General features: G+C 65.3%; 20 protein-coding genes. 14 read left to right on the plus strand and 6 right to left on the minus strand.

Annotation, left to right across the window (positions count from 1 at the left end):
• Positions 1-4 precede the first annotated feature (4 nt).
• The 5 genes from RH950_RS17980 (at position 5) to RH950_RS18000 (ending at position 3,717) form a co-directional block, all read left to right on the plus strand.
• Positions 5-574 carry a cob(I)yrinic acid a,c-diamide adenosyltransferase gene (locus RH950_RS17980; RefSeq protein WP_350059111.1) on the plus strand — a complete coding sequence of 190 codons (570 nt, stop codon included), beginning with the start codon at positions 5-7 and terminating at the stop codon, positions 572-574.
• A gap of 125 nt (positions 575-699) precedes the next feature.
• Positions 700-1,449: an electron transfer flavoprotein subunit beta/FixA family protein gene (locus RH950_RS17985; protein ID WP_350059112.1), complete on the plus strand. Its 750-nt coding sequence runs from the start codon at positions 700-702 to the stop codon at positions 1,447-1,449.
• Positions 1,449-2,384, plus strand: coding sequence for an FAD-binding protein (locus tag RH950_RS17990; protein ID WP_350059113.1), 936 nt, complete (start codon positions 1,449-1,451; stop codon positions 2,382-2,384). Before RH950_RS17985 ends, RH950_RS17990 begins: the two co-directional genes overlap by 1 nt.
• 91 nt (positions 2,385-2,475) lie before the next feature.
• A complete protein-coding gene (locus tag RH950_RS17995) occupies positions 2,476-3,351 on the plus strand; it encodes a 3-hydroxybutyryl-CoA dehydrogenase (protein ID WP_350059114.1) in 876 nt (291 codons plus the stop codon).
• A 138-nt stretch (positions 3,352-3,489) separates the two neighbouring features.
• The gene (locus RH950_RS18000) at positions 3,490-3,717 is read left to right on the plus strand and encodes a hypothetical protein (RefSeq protein WP_350059115.1); all 228 of its coding nucleotides are present in this window, start codon (positions 3,490-3,492) and stop codon (positions 3,715-3,717) included.
• A gap of 89 nt (positions 3,718-3,806) precedes the next feature.
• Here the strand turns inward: RH950_RS18000 and RH950_RS18005 are convergent, their stop codons facing one another.
• Positions 3,807-4,841 (minus strand): TAXI family TRAP transporter solute-binding subunit, encoded by a 1,035-nt coding sequence (locus RH950_RS18005; protein WP_350059116.1) that lies wholly within the window; start codon positions 4,839-4,841, stop codon positions 3,807-3,809.
• Positions 4,842-4,893: 52 nt separating this feature from the next.
• A complete protein-coding gene (locus tag RH950_RS18010) occupies positions 4,894-5,460 on the minus strand; it encodes a TlpA disulfide reductase family protein (RefSeq protein ID WP_350059117.1) in 567 nt (188 codons plus the stop codon).
• A 16-nt stretch (positions 5,461-5,476) separates the two neighbouring features.
• Between RH950_RS18010 and argH the strand changes: the two genes are divergently transcribed.
• From argH to RH950_RS18030, 4 genes are all read left to right on the plus strand, one after another.
• Positions 5,477-6,892 (plus strand): argininosuccinate lyase, encoded by a 1,416-nt coding sequence (argH, locus tag RH950_RS18015; RefSeq protein ID WP_350059118.1) that lies wholly within the window; start codon positions 5,477-5,479, stop codon positions 6,890-6,892.
• A gap of 23 nt (positions 6,893-6,915) precedes the next feature.
• Positions 6,916-7,062 (plus strand): hypothetical protein, encoded by a 147-nt coding sequence (locus RH950_RS18020; protein WP_350059119.1) that lies wholly within the window; start codon positions 6,916-6,918, stop codon positions 7,060-7,062.
• A gap of 42 nt (positions 7,063-7,104) precedes the next feature.
• Positions 7,105-8,352, plus strand: a complete 1,248-nt coding sequence (gene lysA, locus RH950_RS18025) for a diaminopimelate decarboxylase (RefSeq protein ID WP_350059120.1) — start codon at positions 7,105-7,107, stop codon at positions 8,350-8,352.
• Between the two features lie 167 nt (positions 8,353-8,519).
• Positions 8,520-11,180 carry a TIGR02302 family protein gene (locus RH950_RS18030; RefSeq protein ID WP_350059121.1) on the plus strand — a complete coding sequence of 887 codons (2,661 nt, stop codon included), beginning with the start codon at positions 8,520-8,522 and terminating at the stop codon, positions 11,178-11,180.
• Here the strand turns inward: RH950_RS18030 and RH950_RS18035 are convergent, their stop codons facing one another.
• A complete protein-coding gene (locus tag RH950_RS18035; protein ID WP_350059122.1) occupies positions 11,181-11,999 on the minus strand; it encodes a zinc-ribbon domain-containing protein in 819 nt (272 codons plus the stop codon).
• Positions 12,000-12,201: 202 nt separating this feature from the next.
• Here RH950_RS18035 and ftsE point away from each other — a divergent pair, with 202 nt between their 5' ends.
• The 4 genes from ftsE (at position 12,202) to RH950_RS18055 (ending at position 16,969) form a co-directional block, all read left to right on the plus strand.
• Positions 12,202-12,942: a cell division ATP-binding protein FtsE gene (gene ftsE, locus RH950_RS18040; RefSeq protein ID WP_350059123.1), complete on the plus strand. Its 741-nt coding sequence runs from the start codon at positions 12,202-12,204 to the stop codon at positions 12,940-12,942.
• Positions 12,943-12,946: 4 nt separating this feature from the next.
• Positions 12,947-13,852 carry a cell division protein FtsX gene (locus tag RH950_RS18045; protein ID WP_350059124.1) on the plus strand — a complete coding sequence of 302 codons (906 nt, stop codon included), beginning with the start codon at positions 12,947-12,949 and terminating at the stop codon, positions 13,850-13,852.
• On the plus strand, positions 13,849-14,508 hold the full coding sequence (locus RH950_RS18050; RefSeq protein ID WP_350059125.1) for a YdcF family protein: 660 nt from the start codon (positions 13,849-13,851) through the stop codon (positions 14,506-14,508). Before RH950_RS18045 ends, RH950_RS18050 begins: the two co-directional genes overlap by 4 nt.
• Positions 14,509-14,638: 130 nt before the next feature.
• A complete protein-coding gene (locus RH950_RS18055) occupies positions 14,639-16,969 on the plus strand; it encodes an adenosylcobalamin-dependent ribonucleoside-diphosphate reductase (protein ID WP_350059126.1) in 2,331 nt (776 codons plus the stop codon).
• Between the two features lie 124 nt (positions 16,970-17,093).
• Here RH950_RS18055 and RH950_RS18060 read toward each other — a convergent pair whose 3' ends face one another.
• Both RH950_RS18060 and acdA read right to left on the minus strand, forming a co-directional pair.
• Positions 17,094-18,701: a thiamine pyrophosphate-binding protein gene (locus RH950_RS18060; RefSeq protein WP_350059127.1), complete on the minus strand. Its 1,608-nt coding sequence runs from the start codon at positions 18,699-18,701 to the stop codon at positions 17,094-17,096.
• A gap of 24 nt (positions 18,702-18,725) precedes the next feature.
• Complete coding sequence (gene acdA, locus RH950_RS18065) at positions 18,726-19,961, minus strand: 3-sulfinopropanoyl-CoA desulfinase (protein WP_350059128.1); 1,236 nt, start codon at positions 19,959-19,961, stop codon at positions 18,726-18,728.
• Between the two features lie 154 nt (positions 19,962-20,115).
• Here acdA and RH950_RS18070 point away from each other — a divergent pair, with 154 nt between their 5' ends.
• The gene (locus RH950_RS18070) at positions 20,116-20,982 is read left to right on the plus strand and encodes a LysR family transcriptional regulator (protein WP_350059129.1); all 867 of its coding nucleotides are present in this window, start codon (positions 20,116-20,118) and stop codon (positions 20,980-20,982) included.
• A 222-nt stretch (positions 20,983-21,204) separates the two neighbouring features.
• Here RH950_RS18070 and RH950_RS18075 read toward each other — a convergent pair whose 3' ends face one another.
• Positions 21,205-22,203: a 2-hydroxyacid dehydrogenase gene (locus tag RH950_RS18075; RefSeq protein ID WP_350059130.1), complete on the minus strand. Its 999-nt coding sequence runs from the start codon at positions 22,201-22,203 to the stop codon at positions 21,205-21,207.
• Between the last annotated feature and the right edge of the window lie 8 nt (positions 22,204-22,211).

Consider the following 22,211-nt stretch of genomic DNA (forward strand, 5'->3'; position numbering starts at 1 on the left):
TCAGATGGTTCGGCTGACAAAGATCTACACCCGCGGCGGCGATGCCGGCGAAACCTCCCTGGGGGACGGAACCCGGGTGAAGAAGCATGCGCTCCGCCCGGAGGCCTACGGTACTGTCGACGAGACGAACAGTGTCATCGGGCTGGCCCGGCTGCATACGGAGGGGCATCCGGAGGTGGATGCCATGTTGGCCCGGATTCAGAACGATCTCTTCGATCTGGGCGCGGATCTGGCGACACCGGAGCAGGAAAACCCGAAATGGCCGCCGCTCCGCATCGTTACCGCCCAGGTCGACCGCCTGGAGCGGGAGATCGATGCCATGAACGAAAACCTGAAACCGCTGGATTCTTTTATTCTGCCCGGCGGCAAGCCTGCCGCAACCTATCTGCACCTGGCGCGCACGGTGGCGCGACGGGCGGAGCGGGCCATGACCGCATTGGCCGAGGAAGAGCCGGTCAGCGCGGATGCCATCAAGTTTATCAATCGCTTATCCGACCATCTGTTCGTGCTCGCTCGGCATATCAATGATGACGGAGCAGGGGACGTGCTGTGGGTACCGGGCGGGAATCGCTGAAAAGTCACCCTGTCGCCGGATGTCGGATAGAGGGTATAAGGCGGCGGCGCCAGCTTGACAGGCGAAAAACGCTTCGCCTATGACCGAGTGCCGCTGTTGAAACTGAAATCTATACCGGGGTCGCCATGAAGGTTCTTGTGCCCGTCAAACGGGTCATCGACTACAACGTCAAGGTTCGCGTCAAAGCGGACCAGACCGGGGTCGAGCTCGCCAACGTCAAGATGTCCATGAATCCGTTCGACGAAATTTCCGTCGAAGAGGCCATCCGTCTCAAGGAAGCCGGAACCGCGACCGAGGTTATCGCCGTATCGCTGGGCGTCCAGCAGTGCCAGGAAACCATCCGTACCGCGCTCGCCATGGGCGCCGACCGGGGTATCCACGTGCTGCATGACGGCGACCTGGAGCCGCTGGCCGTCGCCAAGATGCTGAAGGCCGTGGTCGACAAGGAACAGCCGGAACTCGTCATCCTGGGCAAGCAGGCCATCGATGACGACGCCAACCAGACCGGCCAGATGCTGGCCGCGCTGCTCGGCTGGGGCCAGGCGACTTTCGCCTCGAAGATCGAAATGGGCGATGGCGAAGCCAAGGTCACGCGCGAGATCGATGGCGGCCTCGAGACCGTCTCGCTCAAGCTGCCGGCCATCGTGACGACGGATCTGCGTCTGAACGAGCCGCGCTATGCCTCGCTGCCGAACATCATGAAGGCGAAGAAGAAGCCGATCGACCAGTATGCGCCGGCCGATCTCGGTGTCGATCCGGCGCCGCGCCTGGAAACCCTCAAGGTCGAGGAACCGGCCAAGCGCGAAGCCGGCGTCAAGGTCGCCGACGTCGCCGAGCTGGTTGCGAAACTGCGTACTGAAGCAAAGGTGATCTGATGAGCGTTCTCGTCGTTGCCGAACACGATAATTCGGAAATCGCCCCCGCCACCCTGAACACCGTGACTGCCGCTGCCGAAATCGGCGGCGACGTGACCGTGCTCGTGGCCGGAAGCGGCTCTGCCGCCGCTGCGGACGCTGCCGCCAAGATCGCCGGTGTTTCCAAGGTTATGCATGCGGACTCTGCGGAATATGCCAACGGCCTGGCGGAGAATGTCGCGCCACTGGTGGTGGCTCTCGCCGCCGGCTACAGCCACGTCCTGGCCCCGGCCACCAGCTTCGGCAAGAACGTGCTGCCGCGTGCGGCGGCCCTGCTCGACGTGCAGCAGATCTCCGAGATCTCCGGCATTGTCGATGCGGACACCTTCGTGCGTCCGATCTATGCCGGTAACGCGATGGCCACGGTGAAGTCCTCCGACGCGGTGAAAGTCATCACCGTGCGGACCACGGCGTTCGATGCCGCTGCTGCCGACGGCGGTTCTGCCGCCGTCGAAGCCGCCGATGCCAAGGGCGATTCCGGCCTCAGCAGCTATGTCGGTGCCGAGCTCAGCAGCTCTGAGCGGCCGGAGCTGACCTCCGCCAAGATCGTCATCTCCGGCGGTCGCGGCATGCAGAACGGCGAGAACTTCGCCATGCTGGAAGAGATTGCGGACAAGCTGGGTGCCGCCGTCGGCGCCTCGCGCGCCGCCGTCGATGCGGGCTTCGTGCCGAACGACTACCAGGTCGGCCAGACCGGCAAGGTCGTGGCACCGGACCTCTATATCGCCGTCGGCATTTCCGGCGCGATCCAGCATCTTGCCGGTATGAAGGACAGCAAGGTCATTGTCGCCATCAACAAGGACGAGGAAGCGCCGATCTTCCAGGTCGCCGATTACGGCCTCGTCGCAGACCTGTTCGAGGCCGTTCCGGCCCTGAGCAAGGAACTGGACGGCTAAGACTTGACAGCCAAGCGGTGACGGGCGTCCCATGCTGCCCGTCACCGGCCGGCCCCGAGCGGCCGCCCGGAAAGACCGGGGAGAAGTATCTATGGACATACGCACGATCGGTGTGATCGGAGCCGGACAGATGGGCGGCGGTATCGCCCATGTTTGCGCGCTTGGCGGATTCGATGTTCGCCTGCTCGATATCGAAGAATCCCGGCTGGCCGAGGCCAGGCAGAAGATCGAGAACGACATGCGCCGCCAGGCGGCGCGCGGCAAGGTCGGCGACGACGATGTGAACGCGGCCCTCGGCCGTATTTCGACCGGCACCGACTATGCCATATTCGCAGATTGCGATCTGGTCGTCGAAGCGGCGACCGAGGATGAGTCGATCAAGCGCGAGATCCTGAAGACCCTGGTGCCGCACCTCTCCGCCGATGCCATCATCGCCACCAATACCTCGTCGATTTCCATTACCCGGCTTGCCGCGGTCACGGACCGGCCGGGCCGTTTCATCGGCATGCATTTCATGAATCCGGTTCCGGCGATGCTGCTGGTCGAGCTGATCAGGGGCATTGCCACGGAGCAGGACACGTTCGAAGCGGTCCAGGCGCTGGCCGTGGCGCTGGGCAAGACGGTATCCGTGGCGGAAGATTTTCCGGCCTTCATCGTGAACCGCATCCTGCTGCCGATGATCAACGAGGCGATCTACACCCTGTATGAAGGTGTCGGCTCCGTGCACTCCATCGATACGGCATTGAAGCTTGGTGCCAATCACCCGATGGGGCCGCTGCAGCTTGCCGATTTCATCGGTCTCGATACCTGCCTCGCCGTCATGCATGTGCTCTATGACGGGCTGGCGGACAGCAAGTACCGGCCCTGCCCGCTGCTGGTGAAATATGTCGAGGCCGGCTGGCTCGGCCGCAAGACGGGCCGCGGTTTCTACGACTATTCCGGCGAGGAGCCCGTGCCGACGCGCTGAGCAGCCGGCGGTGGCCGCCCGGCACAAATTGCCGGATAGGCAGAAAGTTCCTTGCAATTCGGTAAAATTTTATCTATAAATTCCAGGCCTGCCAAAACGGCGGGGATTAAACATCCTTTAGAAGGAAGGATTAGACCAATGACCGGTTCGGTTGCTGAAAAGGCATTACGCCTGCTCCAGATCTCAGTTGCGGATATCGACGGACGCGATAGTCAAGTCGCGGCCGCTCTTAGTGCTGCCCTCAATTCGGGAAGTGCCCTCGACCTGATTTTTGCGCAACAGCGCTTTGACACACTCGATCTCTACAAGCGCAAACGCATAAAAGGGCACGCAATCAACGAGGCCCAAACGTTCTCGGTGCACTGACAGAGCAGGCCAGACGCGCTGTTTTCGGGGGACTGGCAACCGGTGTGAACCGACTGGTTCATCTCACCGGTTTCTCCCGTGCCTCATTGTTACCGTAAGACACCGAGATCGCGATAACAGCGCTCTGCCCCGATGTGCAGCGGGATTGCAATGCCGTCGAGTGCAGATTCGAGCCTGACGTTGCGGCCTTGGGGATGGCCGTCGTCCAGGATCTTGCGCGTGTTCCTGTTCCAGAGCGCGCGGCAGATGTCGTATGCCAGTTGCTCGGGCAGGTCTTCCGAGACAATCCACTGGCTGCCGACGGAGAGTGTTTCCACTTCCGCCACCCCCTGGTACGTGCCCGCCGGAATGGTGTATCGCGTCAGGAACCGGTGTGTGTCGAGCAGTTTGCCGACCGGCGGACCGTTCAGGGTCAGCAGGTCGATATCATGGGTTTCCGCAGTGGTGGCGACCAGCTGGCTTGGAATCCCGGAGATCTGGAACAACGCATCAAGCTCGTCCCGGGCCAGCATGTCCACCGCCGGCCCCGGTTTCAGATAGGACGCGACCATCTGGTTCTCGTCGATGTCGTAGGCCCGGAAAATATCCCGCACCATCACCAGAAGCCCCGATCCCGGCTCGTCGATCGACACCCGCTTGCCGACCAGATCCCGCACACTGGTGATCTTTGACTCCTTGCGGGCGAGCACATGCAGCACCTCGGGATAGAGATGCGCCAGGCCGCGCAACTTCGTCATCGGCGGTGTACCGTCGAAGGGTCCGGTGCCGGAATAGGCGGCATAGACGATATCCGCCTGGGCGAAGGCGGAGCTGACCAGCCCTGAATCGACCGCTGCCACATTATCGACCGAGCCGCTCGAGCTCTGGGCCGAGGCAACCAGATCCTTCACGCCGCACTCTTCATCCGCGCCGCACGGGCGGGAGCCGGGCGGACGGGAAATGGCATTCGCGATCGCAGTGCCGAGCGGATAATAGGTGCCGTCCACTCCGCCGGTGGCGACCTGGAAGAAAATCATCTGGTTCTGGGCGGTGGCGGACCTGCTGCCGATGACCGCGCTTCCGGCAAGCACCACAGCCTGGATCATGACAATCAGGATGAAGTACGGGCGGGGCATCTGCGTCATCGTCTTCCGGTCTTGATCAGGCGGTGGGTAATGGAGGTGACTATACCGACTGTCAATTTGAAGCATAATAGTTAATCAGATCTTTCGCAGCTGCGGAATCCCACGCCGCGTCTCCGACCAGCCGGCCCTTGACCGTGCCGTCGGGCGCAATCAGGAAACTGGTTGGCAGGCCGGGCGCCTTGAAGGCCCGCAACAGCGCGGCTTTCTGGTCGGCGGCGGAGGCTAGGTTGTGGATCCCGAGTTTTTCCAGGAAAGGCTCGAAAACACGGGCGCCGCCACGATCGATTGAAACCAGCAGAACCGCGAACCTGTCGCTCCCGAGTTCGGCACTCAATCGATCCAGTGCCGGCAGCTCCTTGACGCAGGGCGCGCACCATGTGGCCCAGAAATTCAGCAGAATGGTCTTCCCGCGATACGAGTCCAGCTTGATGGGTTCGCCCGTGGCGCTTATGAAGGGGATGTCCGGCGCGGTCCGGTCCCCGGCGCTGGGCACGAACTTGACCATGTCGCCCACCAGCGGGGGCTCGGCTTCGGCGGAACCGGCAATCACGGTCAGGCAGGCGGCGAGCAGTCCGGCGAAAAGCGTTTTCCTGACCGCTACTGATGAAATCCAAGACACCGGGGCAACTCCCTAAATGAACAAACGGCACAACGACCCCAAGAACGACGGCGCCAGCACGATCTGGGGCGGACGTTTCGCATCCGGCCCGGCGGCGATCATGGAAGAGATCAACGCGTCGATCGGCTTCGACAAGCGCTTCTCGGCCCAGGACATCCAGGGCTCGATCGCCCATGCCGAGATGCTCGTGGCGCAAGGGGTGCTTAACCCAGAAGATGGTAAGGCGATACGCCTGGGTCTAGAGCAAATCGACACGGAGATCCGCGACGGCAGCTTCAAATTCTCGCGTGCGCTGGAAGATATCCACATGAATGTGGAGAACCGGCTGGCCGAACTGATCGGCGATGCGGCGGGGCGGCTGCATACGGCACGCTCGCGAAACGATCAGGTGGCGACCGATTTCAAGCTCTGGGTCCGTGGCGCGCTCGACTCCGTCGATGCCAGCCTGACCGGGCTGATCGAGGCTTTGGTCGACCAGGCCGAGCGCAATGCCGATGTGGTGATGCCGGGCTTCACGCATTTGCAGACGGCACAGCCGGTCACCTTCGGGCATCATTTGCTGGCCTATGTCGAGATGTTCGGCCGGGATCTCGGACGGTTCCGGGATTGCCGGGAGCGGATGAACGAATGTCCGCTCGGTGCGGCGGCTTTGGCCGGCACCTCTTTCCCGATCGACCGGCACAGGACAGCGGAAACGCTCGGCTTTGCGCGGCCGGCGGCGAACTCTCTCGATGCGGTGTCCGACCGGGATTTCGCGCTCGAGTTCCTGTCCGCCATGTCGATCTGCGCCATCCATTTCTCCCGCCTGGCCGAAGAGATCGTGATCTGGACCAGCGCGCAGTTCAATTACATCACGCTGTCCGATGCCTTCACCACCGGCAGCTCGATCATGCCGCAGAAGCGCAATCCGGACGCGGCCGAGCTTGTGCGGGCGAAATCCGGCCGCATCATCGGCGATCTGAACGCGCTGCTGATCGTCATGAAGGGCCTGCCTCTGGCCTATGGCAAGGATATGCAGGAAGACAAGGAGCCGGTGTTCGACGCCGTCGACTCGCTCGGTCTCTGCATTGCCGCGACCGCGGGCATGATCCGCGACATGAAGGCGAATGCGGACCCCATGCGGGCGTCCCTGAAAGCGGGCTTCCCGACCGCGACCGATCTGGCCGACTGGCTGGTCCGGGCGGCGGGCATGCCGTTCCGCCGGGCCCATCATGTCACCGGTGCCATCGTCAAGCTGGCCGAGGACAAGGGCTGCGGTATAGAAGATCTCAGCCTGGCGGAAATGCAGGCGATCGAGCCGGGGATCACCGGCGATGTGTTCGACGTGCTGACGGTGGATGCCTCTGTGGCGAGCCGGACCAGCTATGGCGGGACTGCGCCGGACAATGTGCGTGAACAGGTCGCCCGTGCCCGCGACCGGTTCCTCGGCTGACGCACGGACAGGGGAGAGGGGCGATGTTGAAACGGATGACCCGGTTCGGACTGCTTGCGGTCCTGTTCGCCGGTCTGGCTGTCGGCCAGGCCGCCTGCGGCAAGAAGGGCACGCTCAAACCGCCCTCCGGACAATCTTCCGATTATCCGCGCACCTATCCGACGCAATAACGCATTAGCCAGAATACGTCAGCCGACCGAAAGTTTGATGAAATGAGCGAGCAAGTCTCCTACGTGGACGGCGCCCTGACTGTTGAGCAGGTGCCGTTCGCCCGTGTCGCCGCCGATGTGGGCAGCCCCGTTTACGTTTATTCCAGGGCCGGAATGACCGCGCGGTACCGCGCGCTGGAGGGGGCGCTCGCGGGCCTTCCCGTCTCGATCTACTACGCCCTGAAAGCCAACTCGAACCTTGCGGTGATCCGGCTGTTCGGCGCGCTGGGCGCGGGCATGGATGTGGTCTCCGGCGGCGAGATGCAGCGCAGCCTGCGGGCCGGTGTCCCGGCGGAACGGATTGTTTTCGCCGGCGTCGGCAAGACGGCGGACGAGATGGCGGCGGCCCTGGATGCGGGCATTCACCAGTTCAACGTGGAATCGGAAGGCGAGCTCCGGCTTCTCAACCAGGTTGCGGCCTCGAAGGGCGTGATCGCGCCGGCGGCGATCCGGGTCAATCCGGATGTCGACGCCAAGACCCATGCGAAGATCACGACCGGCCGCAAGGAGAACAAGTTCGGCATCGATATAGACCGGGCGCCGGACATGTTCGCGCTGGCGGCCGGGCTGGAGAATATCAGCCTCAGCAGCATGTCGGTGCATATCGGCTCCCAGCTGATGGACGTGACCCCGTACCGGGCGGCCTACGACCGGTTGCGGGGCATGACGCTCAATCTGCGCCAGCAGGGCCACAAGGTCGATCACCTCGATCTCGGCGGCGGGATCGGCATTTCCTATGACGGCAGCACGCCGCCGGATCTCGCCGAATATGCGGCGATCGTCAAGGACACGGTCGGCGACCTCGAATGCCGGCTGTCGGTCGAGCCGGGCCGGTATCTGGTCGGCAACGAGGGTTATTTCCTGACCCGGGTGCTGTTCGTGAAGCAGGGCGGGGCAAGGCGCTTCGTCATTGTCGACGGCGCCATGAACGATCTCATCCGCCCGACCCTCTATGAGGCCCATCACGACATTGTCACCGTCTCCGAAACGGTTGCCGGTCAGGAAGACAGTCTGGCCGATATCGTCGGCCCGATCTGCGAGAGCGGCGATTATCTGGCGCGCGGAAGGCGTCTCGGTCCGGTCAGTGACGGGGATCTCATCGTGCTGAAATCGGCGGGCGCCTACGGTGCGGTGATGAGCTCGAACTACAATTCGCGGCCGCTGGTGCCGGAGGTTCTGGTCGACGGTGACAGCTTCAAAGTCGTCCGCCGGCGCCAGTCGCTCGATGAAATGCTGGCCCTTGAAGAGTAGCCCGGCCGGGCTAGCTGTCCTGCCGCAGGCTTGACCGGAAGGTTCCACTCCGGGAGAGTATGAATTATCGACAGGTTCCCGTGCCGCCGCGGGTGGTTCAGCCAGCGGGGGAGGCGGTCGGGATCCGTCCCTGATGACACGGCTTTATGCCGGGGATGGGTCTTTGCATGCGTGACGATGCCAGGGTGTTCTCCTTCTCCTACCGGCTGAAAGTCTGGACCACCGGCCTTGTGCTGGCCTGGGAGAGGTTTTTCCCGGCCTTCCGCTTTCCGCTCGCCCTGCTCGGCCTGTTCCTCGGTTTTGCCCTGATCGAACTCCCCCAGGCGTTGGGGCAGATCAGCGGCGGCTGGCTGCAGGCCGCGTTCCTGGTCATCGCGCTCGGCCTGTTTCTCTGGACCCTCCGGCGCGCCATCATCGCCTTTTCCTGGCCCGGCGAAAGCCAGATCCTGCGCCGGCTGGAAAGCTGGTCGGGTCTCCGGCACAGACCGCTCTCCGCCCTGAGCGATGCGGTCGCCGGCGGCGGCCGGACCGAGGCGGCGCTCTGGAACGCCCATCTGAAACGGCTTGGCGATGTCCGCCGCCAGGTGCATGTCGGCGGCCCCGACCCGGTCGCGGCGCGGCTCGACCCGTTCGGCCTGCGCGCCTTCGTCGGACTGATCCTGATGATTGGTCTGGTCGCCGGCTGGCAGAATCCGGGGGAACGCCTGCGGGCTGCCGTGACGCCGGAGCTGCAGGGCGGCGGCGCCGCCCCTTCCTCTCTCGCCGATGTCTGGGTCAGCCCGCCGGATTATACCGGCATGGCACCGATCCTGCTCTCCCGTCCGCTTGCGGTCGCCGCGGTAGCGGCGGCCGAGGCCGCCGAGCCGGAAACGGTGGCGATCCCGGTCGGCAGCCGGTTCCTGGCGACCGTCAATGGCGGCGAGGACACGCCGGAGCTGGTGATCGAGGATGGTGTCCGGGCGGGCGCTGCCGACCGCACCGCGGACGGCGCCGGACAGGGCATGTCGGAGCAGGTCGATTTCGAGACCATCGCGCCCGAAAGCCATCAGATCCAGACCCCGATCTCCCGCGGCACAAGGCTGGCGGTGATGCAGGACGGCGCGCCGCTGGCCCAGTGGCGGATCAATGTCCTGCCCGATCTCGTGCCGTCCGTCGATTTCGTCGAGCCGCCCGCCGGCTCCGAAAGACAGGCCCTGATCCTGCGCTACGAGGCGGAAGATGATTACGGCGTCGTTTCCGTCCGGGCGCTGGTGCGCCGGGTTGCCGATGGCGCCGTGACGGACGAGGCGCCGATCGAGATCACCATGCCGACCGTTGCCGGCGAGCGCCGGAAAATCACCGGGCGCAGTTTCAACGACCTGACCCCGCATCCGTGGGCCGGTCAGCCCGTGCAGATCACGCTGCAGGCGGCGGACGATCTCGGCCAGACCGGCACAAGCGCGCCGGCCGAGATGGTGCTGCCGGAGCGGATCTTCAATCACCCGGTGGCGGTTGCCGTCATTGCGCAGCGCAAGCGTCTTGTGACCGAGCCGGAAGAGCGCATCGACATCTCCGACATGCTGCTCACGATTGCCGCCCGGCCGGGCCGCTATTTCCACGATATCGTCGTTTTCCTCGGGCTGAAGACGGCCGCCAACAGGCTCTATTTCACGGCGCTGGAGAAAGACTCCCTGGAGGCGCTGCAGAGTCTGCTCTGGGACATCGCGCTGCGCATCGAGGATGGCGAGGTGTCCACCGCCATGCGGAAGCTGCGCGATCTCGAGCGCAAGCTGCAGGAAGCGCTGGCCGGCGATGCCAGCGACGAGGAGATTGAACGCCTGATGCGGGAGATGCAGCAGGCGATCGACGAATATCTGCGGGCCATGGCCGAGCAGATGATGAAACAGGCCCGGCGCGGCGAGCAGATGCAGCGCCAGCAGATCGATCCGAATCAGGTGCTGCGCCGCGAAGACCTGATGAAGATGCTGGACCAGATGCGGGACATGGCGAAGACCGGTGCCCGCGACGCCGCCCGGCAGATGCTGTCGCAGCTGCAGCAGATGATGGAAAACCTGCGGATGGGCATGCAGCAGCAGCAGATGTCGCCGCAGCAGCAGGCCCTGCAGGAGATGATGCGGCAGCTGAACGAGCTGTCCCAGCAGCAGCGCGACCTGATGGACCGGACCTTCCAGCAGCAGCAGCGTCAGCGGGGCCAGCAACAGGGCCAGCAGGGGCAGCGCGGCCAACAACCGGGCCAGCAGCCCGGCCAGCGACCCGGCCAGCAGGGCCAGCGCGGCCAGCAGCCGGGACAGTCACCCGGCCAGGGCGACGGCCAGATGACGGCCGAGGAAATGGCGACGGAACTGGCGGAACTGCAGGAGCGGCTGCGCCGGCAGCTGGGCGAGTTCATGCGCAAGGTCGGCGAGGGGCTCGGGCAGATCCCGGACGGCTTTGGCGATGCCGAGCAATCCATGCGGGATGCCACCGAGGCGCTTGGCGAAAATGCGCCGGGCCAGGCGGTCGGGCCGCAGGGCGATGCCCTGAGCCAGATGCAGCAGGGCGCCGATGCCCTGAACGAGGCCCTGCGTGAGATGGCCAACGGCCAGGGCCAGCAGAACCCGAACGCGCAGAGCGCCGACGAGGATGATTTCGAGAGCGAGGACGGCGATCCCCTGAACCGCCGGCGCACCGGATACGGGTTCAACGACAACAGCGATGTCGAGATCCCGACGGAAAGCGATATCCAGCGGGCCCGGCGGATCTTCGACGAGCTGCGCGACCGCTCCGGGGACCGCTCCCGGCCGAGCCTGGAGCTGGATTATATCGAGCGTCTGCTCAAGCGGTTCTGATCAGTATCCGAGACCGCCGCCGAGCGCGCGTTCCGAAAAGGTGACGGTGACTTCCGCCGCATCGGCGCCGGGTTGCGGCAGCTCGTACTCGAAGTCGGTCTTCTCGCCCGGCAGCATCACCTGGTTTTCCGCCCGGAACAGCCATTCCTGCATGATGTCGCCTTGCGTGCCCGTGAGTTTGCCGGCCAGGGTCGGAACGGTCTGCATCTGTTCCGTCGGGTTGCGGATCTCTCCCTTGATGATCAGCAGCTCGATGGAGCCGTCCGTCTTGCGCCATGCGGCAACATTCTGGATCACCAGATCCTCGCCGATGACCGGAACGCCGAGCCCGATCGTGGCATAGAGCCGGTCGATCGGCGGCCAGGCGGCGACCAGCGAGCCCCGGGCGCCGAACAGGATGCCGAGCGTGACCACAAGAATGACGCTTGCGGCGATGGCGATCAGGCGCTTGCTCCTGGTTTTCGGGGGGCGGGAGAGCGGCATGCGGCCGCGCGGGATCGGCGGCGCGCCGAACACGCCTTCCTGATCCTCTTCCTCGTCTGTGCCCGCCGGATCCGGTTCCGCATCGGGATCGGCCTCGCCGCTGCCGAACCGGCCGAACGGCACAACCTCTTCTTCCCCGCTGTCGGCCGGCGCCGATTCGGCCGCCGCCGGCAGGGCGGCGGGCTCCGGTTTCGGCGCCTTCTGCTGGGCAAGCATTTCCAGGGTCTGGTGCCATTGATGGCCGCACTTGCTGCACCGGAGCTTGCGGCCCTTGGGGCCGATCGCATTGTCCGGTACGCTGAAATGCTGGGTACATTCGGGACAGGTGAGTTTCATGGGGTCCTGTTGTCCACTGACGCTCCGGCCAGTATAGGGCAAAGCCGCCGGTCGCGCCTACTGCCCGCCACGCTTTCATTGCCCGCTACGCTTTCATTGCCGGTGACGATCTGAAATCATGCTGACTTGAGCAACCGGAAAATCATGCGTACTGACATAACGCATGCCATCCGGTGTCCGGGAGAGGGAGGCGCATCGCGCCGTGATCCAGTTTGATAAAGTGGAACTCCGCTATCCCGGGAGCCCGGCGATCCTCAGCGATGTCAGTTTCGCGGTCGAGGAGGGCTCCTTCCAGTTCATCACCGGGGCCAGCGGAGCCGGGAAGTCGAGCCTGCTGAAGCTGATGTATCTCGGCCTCAAGCCGTCGCGCGGAAAGCTGTCCCTGTTCGGCCAGAACGCCGCCGGCATCGGCCGGGACGGCATTCCGGCGCTGCGCCGTCGTATCGGCATCGTGTTTCAGGATTTCCGGCTGATTCCGCATCTCAGCGCGCTGGACAATGTGGCGCTGCCCTTGCGAATCGCCGGCGCCCGCGAATCGGCGATCCGCGAATATGTCCCCGAGCTGCTCGAATGGGTCGGCCTGTCGGGCCATTTCGATGCCCTGCCGCACACCCTGTCCGGCGGTCAGCAACAGCGCGTGGCCATCGCCCGCGCGGTGATCGGCCGACCGCAGCTCTTGCTCGCCGACGAGCCGACGGGCAATGTTGACGATGGCGTGGCCGTCCGGCTGCTCTATCTCTTCGAGGAACTGCACAAGATGGGCACGACGGTGCTGATCGCGACCCATAACCGGGCGCTGGTGGACCGCTTTACCTATCCCTGCCTGAATGTCGATGGCGGGCGGGTCGCCCGTGTCCGCGGTCCGGGCAACCGGCGCAGCGCGCCGCGGCCGGTCGGTGCTGCCGGAAGCGCCAACGCCAGCCAACAGCAGCGCGGGGGCTGACGGCATGGCCCTGATGACCCGCGGCGACATCCCGCTGTCCCATGACCCGTCCGCCCGCTACCTGCCCTGGCTGCTCGGCATCATGTGCTATTTCGCCGTGCTGGCCTCGGTCGGCGCCGTGACCTCGCACCAGCTTGCCGCCCGCTGGGACTTCGCCCTCGGCAGCGTGGTGACAGTGCAGATCCCCGCCGCCGTGACCGACGATGCCGATGCGCCGCGGCTGAGCCAGGCGGAGCGGATGATGCGGCAGCTGCCCGGAATCCTCCGGCTGGTCCGGGTCGATACCTCGCGCAGCGCAGAGTTGCTGGCGCCCTGGCTGGGCGCCGAACTGGCCGCCGACCTGCCGGTGCCGCGCCTGTTCGACCTGCATTTCGCCACATTGCCGGAGCTGGATCTGAAACAGTTCGAGGCCCGGCTGGGCGAACTCTTTCCCGGCGCCCTGGTCGAGGCCCATACCCAGTGGATGAGCCATGTGGCGAAACTGACCCGGGCGGTCGAGGCGCTCGGCCTGACGGTGCTGGCCCTGGTCATGGGCGCCTCGGTCGTCGCCGTGATCTTCGCCGTGCGCACCTCGGTCTCGATCCATCGCGACGTGATCGCCGTGCTGCACCTGATCGGTGCCCGGGACGGTTATATCGCCTCCGAGTTCCAGGCCCATGTCCTGAAGATGGCGCTGCGCGGCGGTCTGGTCGGCGGGCTTTTCGCTGTTGCGACGCTGGCCGGCATGGCGGCGGCGCTGGAGCCGTCGGCGATCGACAGCGCCAACCTGATCCCGACCCTGCTCGGCGGGTTGCCGGTCGGAATCGTCGAATGGATCCTGATCGCGTCCGCGCCGGTGCTGGTGGCCCTTGTCGCCTGGATCGCCGCCCGGCTTTCCGTGCTGGGCGCCCTGCGAAAGCTGAACCCGTGAGCGCCGCGGGCAGGCGGCACGGACGCGGCTGGGCGGCCGGCCCGGTCCGGCGCTGGCTCGCCGGCGGGCTGTCCGCGATCCTCGTGGCGGCCGGCCTCTGGGCCGGCGGGTTTTTCTGGTTCCTGGCCGCCATGCCCTCGGACGGGCCGCAAGGCGAGACGCAGGCAGACGCCATCGTGGTCCTGACGGGCGGCAGCCGGCGGGTCCCCGTCGCGGTCTCCCTGTTGCTCGAAGGTCATGCCAGGGCACTGCTGGTGACCGGGGTGAACGATATCGTCAGCCCGCGGGAATTTCTTGCCGCCGTGGCGGAGAGCGGCGTCACGGTCGACGCGCGGACAATGGCCTGCTGCGTTGCGCTCGGCTACGGCGCGCATGACACGATCGGCAATGCGGAGGAAGCGGCCGGCTGGATGCGGGCGGGCGGCTATCACTCGATGATTCTCGTCACCTCGAACTATCACATGCCCCGCTCGCGCATCGAGTTTCATGCCGCCATGCCGGAGATCAGGATCAGCGAATACCCGGTGCGGCCGGCCGGTCCCGGTCTTGAGGAATGGTGGAAATCGCCGCAATCGCGCGCCCTGATGCTGTCGGAATACATCAAGTACCAGGCGGCCTGGCTGCGGGTGACGGCGGCTTCCATGATGCCTGGATGAGGGTTTTCGTGTTAAGCTCGTTTTCGGGCGTGCAGCAATGGACATGCAATCACGATGCATATATATAGCGTTCTTCAAATAGCGCGCCGCTATATATAGTGTTAGACGAGACAGAACGGACGAACCCGTAATGACTTCAATTGCCCCGGTTTCCCAGCAGATTTGGGACATGAAGTACCGCCTGAAGACCGCAGACGGCGAGCCTGTCGATCGCACGATCGAGGAGAGCTGGCAGCGTGTCGCGCGCGCCCTCGCCGAGGTCGAGACCGACCAGGAAGCCTGGGCCGAGAAGTTCTATACCGCGCTCGCCGATTTCCGCTATCTGCCCGCCGGCCGGATCTTCGCCGGTGCCGGCACCGGCCGTCAGGTCACGCTGTTCAACTGTTTCGTCATGGGAACGGTTCCGGACAACATGGCCGGGATCTTCGAGGGGCTGAAGGAAGCGGCCCTGACCATGCAGCAGGGCGGCGGTATCGGTTACGACTTCTCCACCATCCGGCCGCGCGGCGCCCGGGTGCACGGCGTGGCGGCGGATGCGTCCGGCCCGCTCTCCTTCATGGATGTCTGGGACGCCATGTGCCGCACCATCATGAGCGCGGGCTCCCGCCGTGGCGCCATGATGGCGACGCTGCGCTGCGACCATCCGGACGTGGAAGCCTTCATCGAGGCGAAGCACGACCCGGCCCGGCTGCGCATGTTCAATCTCTCCGTCCTGGCCACCGATCCCTTCATGGATGCGGTGAAGCAGGACGATCCCTGGGATCTCGTTTTCGACGGCACCGTCTACAAGACCGTGCAGGCGCGCGATCTCTGGGACAAGATCATGGCTGCGACCTATGCCTATGCCGAGCCGGGCGTGATCTTCATCGACCGCATCAACAAGCGGAACAACCTGCATTACTGCGAGACCATCGCCGCCACCAACCCGTGCGGCGAGCAGCCGCTGCCGCCCTATGGCGCCTGTCTGCTCGGCTCCATCAATCTCGCCCGCTTCGTGAAGAATCCGTTCGAGGAGAATGCGGAGCTGGATCTGGACGAGCTGGCCCGCGTGGTGCCGCTCGCCGTCCGGATGATGGACAATGTGGTCGACGCCTCGAAATTCCCGCTGCCGGAACAGGAGCATGAAGCCCAGGCCAAGCGCCGCATCGGCCTCGGTGTCACCGGTCTGGCCGACGCGCTGATCTTCTGCGGGCTGCGCTACGGCTCGCCGGACGCGGTGGCGATGACGGAGAAATGGATGGCCGCGCTGCGCCGCCACTCCTATCTCGCCTCGGTCGATCTGGCGAAGGAGAAGGGCGCCTTCCCGCTGTTCGACGCGGACAAGTATCTGGCCAGCGAATCGGTGAAGGAGCTGGACCAGGACGTGCAGGACGCGATTCGGGAGCATGGCATCCGCAACGCCCTGCTGACCTCGATTGCGCCGACCGGCACCATCTCTCTGGTGGCGGACAATGTGTCCTCGGGCCTCGAGCCGGTCTTCAGCTATTCCTATAACCGCACCGTGCTGATGCCGGACGGCAGCCGCAAGACCGAAGAGGTCTCGGACTATGCCTACCGGATGTACAAGCAGCTGAAGGGCGAGGATGCGGCGCTGACGGATGCCTTCGTCAGTGTCCAGACCCTGACGCCGAAAGACCATGTGGCGATGCAGGCCGCCGTGCAGAAATATATCGACAGCTCGATCTCCAAGACCATCAACGTGCCGGTCGATATCTCCTTCGAGGATTTCAAGGACGTCTATCTCTCGGCCTACGAGCAGGGCTGCAAGGGCTGCACCACCTACCGGCCGAACGAGATCACCGGCTCGGTGCTGACCATGACCGACGAGAAGAAGGAAGAGGCGTCACCGGCGGCCACGCCCGCCAACACCAACGAGGAAGCGGCAGCAACGACAGACCCCGCCGCGGACCCGGATGTGGTCTACATGTCCGAGCCGCTGGGCCGGCCGGAAGAGCTGCCGGGCAAGACCTACAAGATCAAGTGGCCGGAGAGCGACCACGCCATCTACATCACCATCAACGACGTGATGCAGGCCGGCCGCCGCCGTCCGTTCGAGGTCTTCATCAATTCCAAGAACATGGAGCATTACGCCTGGACCGTGGCGCTGACCCGGATGATCAGCGCCGTCTTCCGGCGCGGCGGCGACGTCTCCTTCGTGGTCGAGGAGCTGAAGGCGGTCTTCGATCCGCGCGGCGGCTGCTGGATGGGCGGCAAATACGTGCCCTCCCTGCTCGCGGCCATCGGCGGCGTGATCGAGCAGCATCTGCAGGATATCGGCTTCCTGAAGGACCCGGACACGCTGGAAATGGATTTCGGCGGCAAGAAGAAGGTCGTCGCCATGGACGGCCGCGGCGTCGGCGGCCCGATCCCGGCCCAGTGCCCGACCTGCGGCGATGTCTCCCTGATGAAGCAGGAAGGCTGCGACCTGTGCACCAGCTGCGGCTACTCGAAATGCGGGTGAGGGGCTGAGGCGTCACCTCTGCTCTTTTCCCGGACCTGATCCGGGACCTTTTCTGGACGGATTCCGCTCCACGATCTGACAGGTCCCGGCTCGGTGGCCGGGAAAACGGCGGAGGGAGCGGGGGTCAGATCCGGCCGTCGTAGCTCTGCCGGTCGATGCGGCAGGCGCAGAGGGTGAAGGTGTCGGCGGCGAGGCCGGTTCTGACCGCCTCGGCCAGCGTTTCCCGGTCCTCGCACCAGACGCCCCGGCCGCCGAGCGCATTGGCGATGGAGACGAAATCGGTCTCCACCATATCCACCCCGGCATTGCCGTATTTCATCTCGCGCTGCTTCTTCTCGATCAGGGCCAGCGAGGCGTCGACGAAGACCACCACAACCACGGGCAGCTTCAGGTCGCGCAGGGTTACCAGCTCGCCCAGCACCATCTCCAGCCCGCCGTCGCCGGTGAAGGCCACGACCGCCCGGTCTGGCGCGGCGAGTTTGGCGCCGGTGGCCAGCGGCAGGGCGCAGCCCATGGTGCAGAGGCCGGTGGATTGCAGCACCGCGTGCGGCACCTGTGCTTCCCAGACCTGGCTGGCGAGGATGCGGTGGGCGCCGCTATCGACGGTCAGCACCGCGTCGCGCGGGGTGTTGGCGCGCACGGTGGTGGTGATGGCGGCGGGGCCCCAGGCCTCGTTCTGGCCGAAGGCGCCTGCGAGAGCGGAGCGGGTGTCGGCGATCAGGCTTCCGTCCCAGGTGGCCCGCGGCGCGACGCCGTCCCCGAGGGCCTTCAGGCTTTCGCCGACATGGGCGTGGAAGGTCATCGTGGCGTCATGCATGTAGGAATATTCGGGCGCGGCCAGCAGCTCGACCACGGTCTTTTCCGCCGGGTCCCAGAGGTTCTGCCAGCCGGGGCGCATCTCGATCGGATCGTACCCCGCGAGCAGGATGAAATCCGCCGCCGCGATCACCGGTTTCAGATGCGTGTCGGCGAGCGGCGAGAGGCCGGCGCCGCCGAGGGATAGTGGATCGTCTTCCGCCAGCACGCCCTTGGCCTTGTAGCTGGCGATCACCGGGGCGCCGAATTTCCGGGCGAACTCCGCAAGTGTGTCGGCGGCATCCTGATTGACCACATCCAGCCCGGCGACGATCAGCGGCCGTTCCGCCTTGGCCAGCGCGGCGCGGGCGGCATCCAGCGCGGCGCCCGGTGCGGGGGCGGAGGGCTGCGGCGTGGGGCGCCTGACCGGTCTGGCATCCGCGATCTCTTTCGCGGCGACGGCGATGGGCAGGTCGATATGCACCGGGCCCGGCCGGTCCGCCATGGCGAGGCGCACCAGCTTGTCGATCAGCGCGTCCGCGTTCTTTTCCGGCATGGTGACGCTGGCCTTGCAGACCGGGCCGAAGAGTGCCGTGTGGTCGAAGACCTGGTGATTGTAGGTGACGGCCTCACCCGCATCGACGCAGCCGGTCAGCACGATCAGCGGCACCCGGTCCTGCTCCGCATTGGCGGTGACGTTGACCGCGTTTGCCGCGCCCGGACCGACGGTGCAGACCAGCACGCCCGGCGCGCCGGTCATGTGCCAGACGCCTTCGGCCATGAAGCCGGCGGCATTCTCGTGCTTGGCCAGCAGGAACCTGATCCCGGCCTTCTCCAGCGCATCCACAAGGGTCAGCACCTCGCCCCCCGGCACGCCAAAGGCATAGCGGACCCCCGCCTCGTACAGGCGGCGGGCAATCACATCGGCAATACGCATCAGGTTGTTCCTGTCTAACGGGGCCTATTCGGCGGCGAGGCGCGCGGCGGTTTCTTTTTCCGCGAGGCGCTGGTGGCCGTCGCGGGTCTGCGGCAATTTCCGCTCGAGGATGCGGGAGGCGACGACGGTGCGCAAGATCTGCGCGGTGCCCCCGCCGATCGTGAACATGCGGGCGTCCCGCTGCATCCGTTCCATCGGATAGTTCCGGGAATAGCCGCGCGCGCCGAACACCTGCAGGGCGTCCGTCGTCACCTTGATGGCCATCTCGGACGCCATGATCTTGGCCTGCGCCGCCAGGGTCGCATCCGGGAACGGGGCGCTCGGGCCCTCGGCGCTGGCCGCCGCCCGGTAAATCAGCGAGCGGGCGGCCTCAAGCTGCACGGACATGTCCGCCAGCATCCATTGCAGGCCCTGGAATTCGGCGATCGGGCGGCCGAACTGCTCGCGCTCGGCGGCGAAGGCGAGGGCGTGCCGGTAGGCGCCGGCGGCGATGCCCATGCCCACGGTTCCGGCGCCGACGCGCTGGGCGTTATAGGCGCTCATCAGGTCGGCGAAGCCGCGCTTGAAACCGCTCGGCGGCAGCAGCGCCATGGAAGCCGGGATTTCCAGATCCTCGAAGATCACTTCGGTTTCCGGAATGCCGCGCAGGCCCATGGTCGGCTCGCGGGTGCCGATGACAAGGCCGCTCGCCTTGTCCTTGTCGGCCAGGAAGCCGCCGATGCCGAGCTCGGTGCCGTCCTCGTCGAAGACGCGGGCGAAGATCAGGTGCAGGCGGGAGACGCCGCCACCGGTGATCCAGTGCTTCTTGCCGTTCAGCACATAGGTATCGCCGCGCTTGTCGGCCCGGGTACTCATCAGGGTCGCGGCGCTGCCGGCATCCGGCTCGGTGATGCAGATCGCCAGCTTGTCGCCGGACAGGACATGTTCAGCGCCGAGCTTCTTCTGCGCCTCGGTGCCGTAGGTCATGATGGCCGAGATCGCACCCATATTGCCCTCGACCGTGATCCGGCCGGTGACGCCGCAGGCCGCCGCCATCTCCTCGATCACCAGCACCGTGTCGAGATAGGACCGGCCCGGCCCGCCATAGTCCTTCGGCACGGTCATGCCCATGAAGCCGGCATCGGTCAGCGCCTGAACATTGTCCCAGGGATACTGCTCTGTGCGGTCCACCTCGGCGGCGCGCGGGGCGATGACATCCACCGCAAGGGCGCGGGCGCGGGCCTGCAGGTCTTTCTGCTCCGGGGTCAGGTCGAAAAACATGGCATTTCCTCTCGCCGCCTCTCTCGGGCGGCATGTGTTCCGGCGGCGCGACTCTCACGCGCTTCTCACGGTGCCGTGAAGTGTGCGGTTGGGAATAACTTCAGGCAAGCGCATATTTCTGATAGTTAAAGTCAGGAATAGTGAAGAAAAGCCGATGTCCCTGCGCCGCCTGCAGATCTTTCTCGAAGTCGCCTCCCGGGGCAGCTTCGCCGCTGCCGCCGACCGGCTCGGGCTGGCCCAGTCCGCCGTCAGCATGCAGATCCGGACCCTGGAGCAGGAGCTGGGCGCGGACCTGTTCGACCGGTCCCGCCGGCCGCCGGTACTGAACGACCGGGGCGCCGCACTGATCCCGCAGGCACGGGCGATCCTGACCCAGTATGAAGACCTGAAGCAGACGGTGCAGCCGGACGGCCATATCGCCGGCACGCTCCGCCTCGGCGTCATCCAGACCGCCAGCACCGGTATTCTTCCCGGCGCACTGACCGGCCTGCACGAGAGATATCCGGATCTGCGGGTGCGGATCGAAAGCGGGCTTTCCACCGGCCTGCTCGGCCGGGTCGCGCATGGGGAGCTGGATGCCGCCATCCTGACCGCGCCGGAGCGGCTGCCGCCGGAGCTGAACGGGCATTTGATCTTCGAGGAGCCGCTTTCGGTGATCGCCCCGCCGGGGCTGACCGGCGCGACGGATGCGGCGTTGCTGACCCGTCATCCCTTCATCCGCTTCAACCGGCGCACCGGCGTGGGCCGGATCATCGAGCATGCCCTGCGCGACCGCAATCTCGCGGTGGATGAGGCGATGGAGCTGGATGCGATCGAGCCGATCATCGAGATGGTGAGCTGCGGGCTCGGCGTCGCCGTGGTGCCGGCCTATGCGCTCGATCCCGTGACGCGGGACGCGATCCGGGTGCTGCCGTTCGGCGATCCCGTTGCGACGCGCCGGGTCATTGTCGTCGAGCGGCATGCCTCAACCCGGGCCGCGCTGACCGCCGTTCTGGTGAAAGCATTAACCGGCTTGCTTTAGCGTTCTCGGTTGGCGTGTTTTGCTCAGACCCTCGCCTTGCCGCTGCTGCATCGCGATCCCGATTTCCTATTTCTCATCCTGTTTCCCTCATTTGTCATCCCGGCCATAGAGCCGGGATCTGGTTGTGACAGGCCGTGCTCCATGACACCGAGATCCCGGATCAGGTCCGGGATGACGACGGTGTGTGGGGTGGTTTCAGTGTGTCGGGGTAACGAAGGGCGCTCAGCCCTGGCGGGTGCCCTCGAAGCAGAAATTCTGCAGCTCCTCGCCCCGGGCGAAGCGGTCGAGATTGGCGGCGACGAAGGCCCAGCGGCGGTTGGCCATCTCGTTGCTCCAGGCCGAGTTGTGCGGCGACATGATGATGTTGTCGAGCTTCTGGAACGGGAACTTGGACGGCCAGGGATTGGGGTCCTTCTTCGACGGGTAGGTGTACCAGACATCGATGATGCCGCCCCGGATCTGCTTGCTCGACAGCGCCTCGTAAAGCGCCGCCTCGTCGACCACCGCCCCGCGCCCGACATTGCAGATCACCGCGTCCGGCTTCATTTTTCCGAAGGCTTCCCGGTCGATCATGCTGCGGGTGTCATCGTTCAGCGGTGCGGTAACGATGACGAAATCGCTTTCCGCCAGCAATGTGTCCATGTCGTCGAGGGTGCCGTACCAGTCGACCACGTCCGGCTCGTCCCGTTTGGTCCGGGAAAGTGCCATGACCCGCATGTCAAAGGCCTTGCAGCGTTTGGCGACTTCGCGGCCGATATGGCCGTAGCCGACGATGCCGACGGTGGCGCCGCGCATCTCGCGGTGCATCGGGCCCTTCGAGATGTCCCGGCCGTTGAAGGATTTTTCCTTCATCATCGGATGGGTCTCGCGCATCAGGCCGGTCTGGAATTCCAGCATGCCGGCCAGCACATGTTCGGCGATCGTGGTCTCGTGCTCGAAGGTGTTGCAGAACACGGTTCCCGCCGGGATCTTCTCCGGCCCGGTCCAGTCGTAGCCGGTGAAGGGGATCTGGAAGAGCTTCAGCGGAATGCCCTGGGGCAGGTCCGGCACGCCGCCGCCGACCAGCACGTCCACATCGGCAACCCTTTCGCGGAACGCGTCCTCGCCGTCATCCTTGGACCAGGTCCTGATCTCCCAGTCCGTTTCCAGCTTGTCCTTCAGCATCTCGTAGCGCGGGCTGCCTTTCGGCTGGGTCAGGAGCAGGCGATGGGTTTTCGACACGGGATATC

Origin of the sequence: Nisaea sp., from assembly GCF_040217065.1 — a bacterium.
GTDB lineage: Bacteria > Pseudomonadota > Alphaproteobacteria > Thalassobaculales > Thalassobaculaceae > Nisaea.

Coding starts and splice junctions, on each gene's coding strand:
- RH950_RS17985 (WP_350059112.1), top strand. CDS start 700: ATGAAGGTTCTTGTGCCCGTCAAACGGGTCATCGACTACAACGTCAAG.
- RH950_RS17990 (WP_350059113.1), top strand. CDS start 1,449: ATGAGCGTTCTCGTCGTTGCCGAACACGATAATTCGGAAATCGCCCCC.
- RH950_RS18030 (WP_350059121.1), top strand. CDS start 8,520: ATGCGTGACGATGCCAGGGTGTTCTCCTTCTCCTACCGGCTGAAAGTC.
- RH950_RS18020 (WP_350059119.1), top strand. CDS start 6,916: ATGTTGAAACGGATGACCCGGTTCGGACTGCTTGCGGTCCTGTTCGCC.
- RH950_RS18060 (WP_350059127.1), bottom strand. CDS start 18,701: ATGCGTATTGCCGATGTGATTGCCCGCCGCCTGTACGAGGCGGGGGTC.
- RH950_RS17980 (WP_350059111.1), top strand. CDS start 5: ATGGTTCGGCTGACAAAGATCTACACCCGCGGCGGCGATGCCGGCGAA.
- RH950_RS18070 (WP_350059129.1), top strand. CDS start 20,116: ATGTCCCTGCGCCGCCTGCAGATCTTTCTCGAAGTCGCCTCCCGGGGC.
- acdA (WP_350059128.1), bottom strand. CDS start 19,961: ATGTTTTTCGACCTGACCCCGGAGCAGAAAGACCTGCAGGCCCGCGCC.
- RH950_RS18045 (WP_350059124.1), top strand. CDS start 12,947: ATGGCCCTGATGACCCGCGGCGACATCCCGCTGTCCCATGACCCGTCC.
- RH950_RS18005 (WP_350059116.1), bottom strand. CDS start 4,841: ATGACGCAGATGCCCCGCCCGTACTTCATCCTGATTGTCATGATCCAG.
- RH950_RS18035 (WP_350059122.1), bottom strand. CDS start 11,999: ATGAAACTCACCTGTCCCGAATGTACCCAGCATTTCAGCGTACCGGAC.
- lysA (WP_350059120.1), top strand. CDS start 7,105: ATGAGCGAGCAAGTCTCCTACGTGGACGGCGCCCTGACTGTTGAGCAG.
- RH950_RS18055 (WP_350059126.1), top strand. CDS start 14,639: ATGACTTCAATTGCCCCGGTTTCCCAGCAGATTTGGGACATGAAGTAC.
- argH (WP_350059118.1), top strand. CDS start 5,477: ATGAACAAACGGCACAACGACCCCAAGAACGACGGCGCCAGCACGATC.
- RH950_RS17995 (WP_350059114.1), top strand. CDS start 2,476: ATGGACATACGCACGATCGGTGTGATCGGAGCCGGACAGATGGGCGGC.
- RH950_RS18000 (WP_350059115.1), top strand. CDS start 3,490: ATGACCGGTTCGGTTGCTGAAAAGGCATTACGCCTGCTCCAGATCTCA.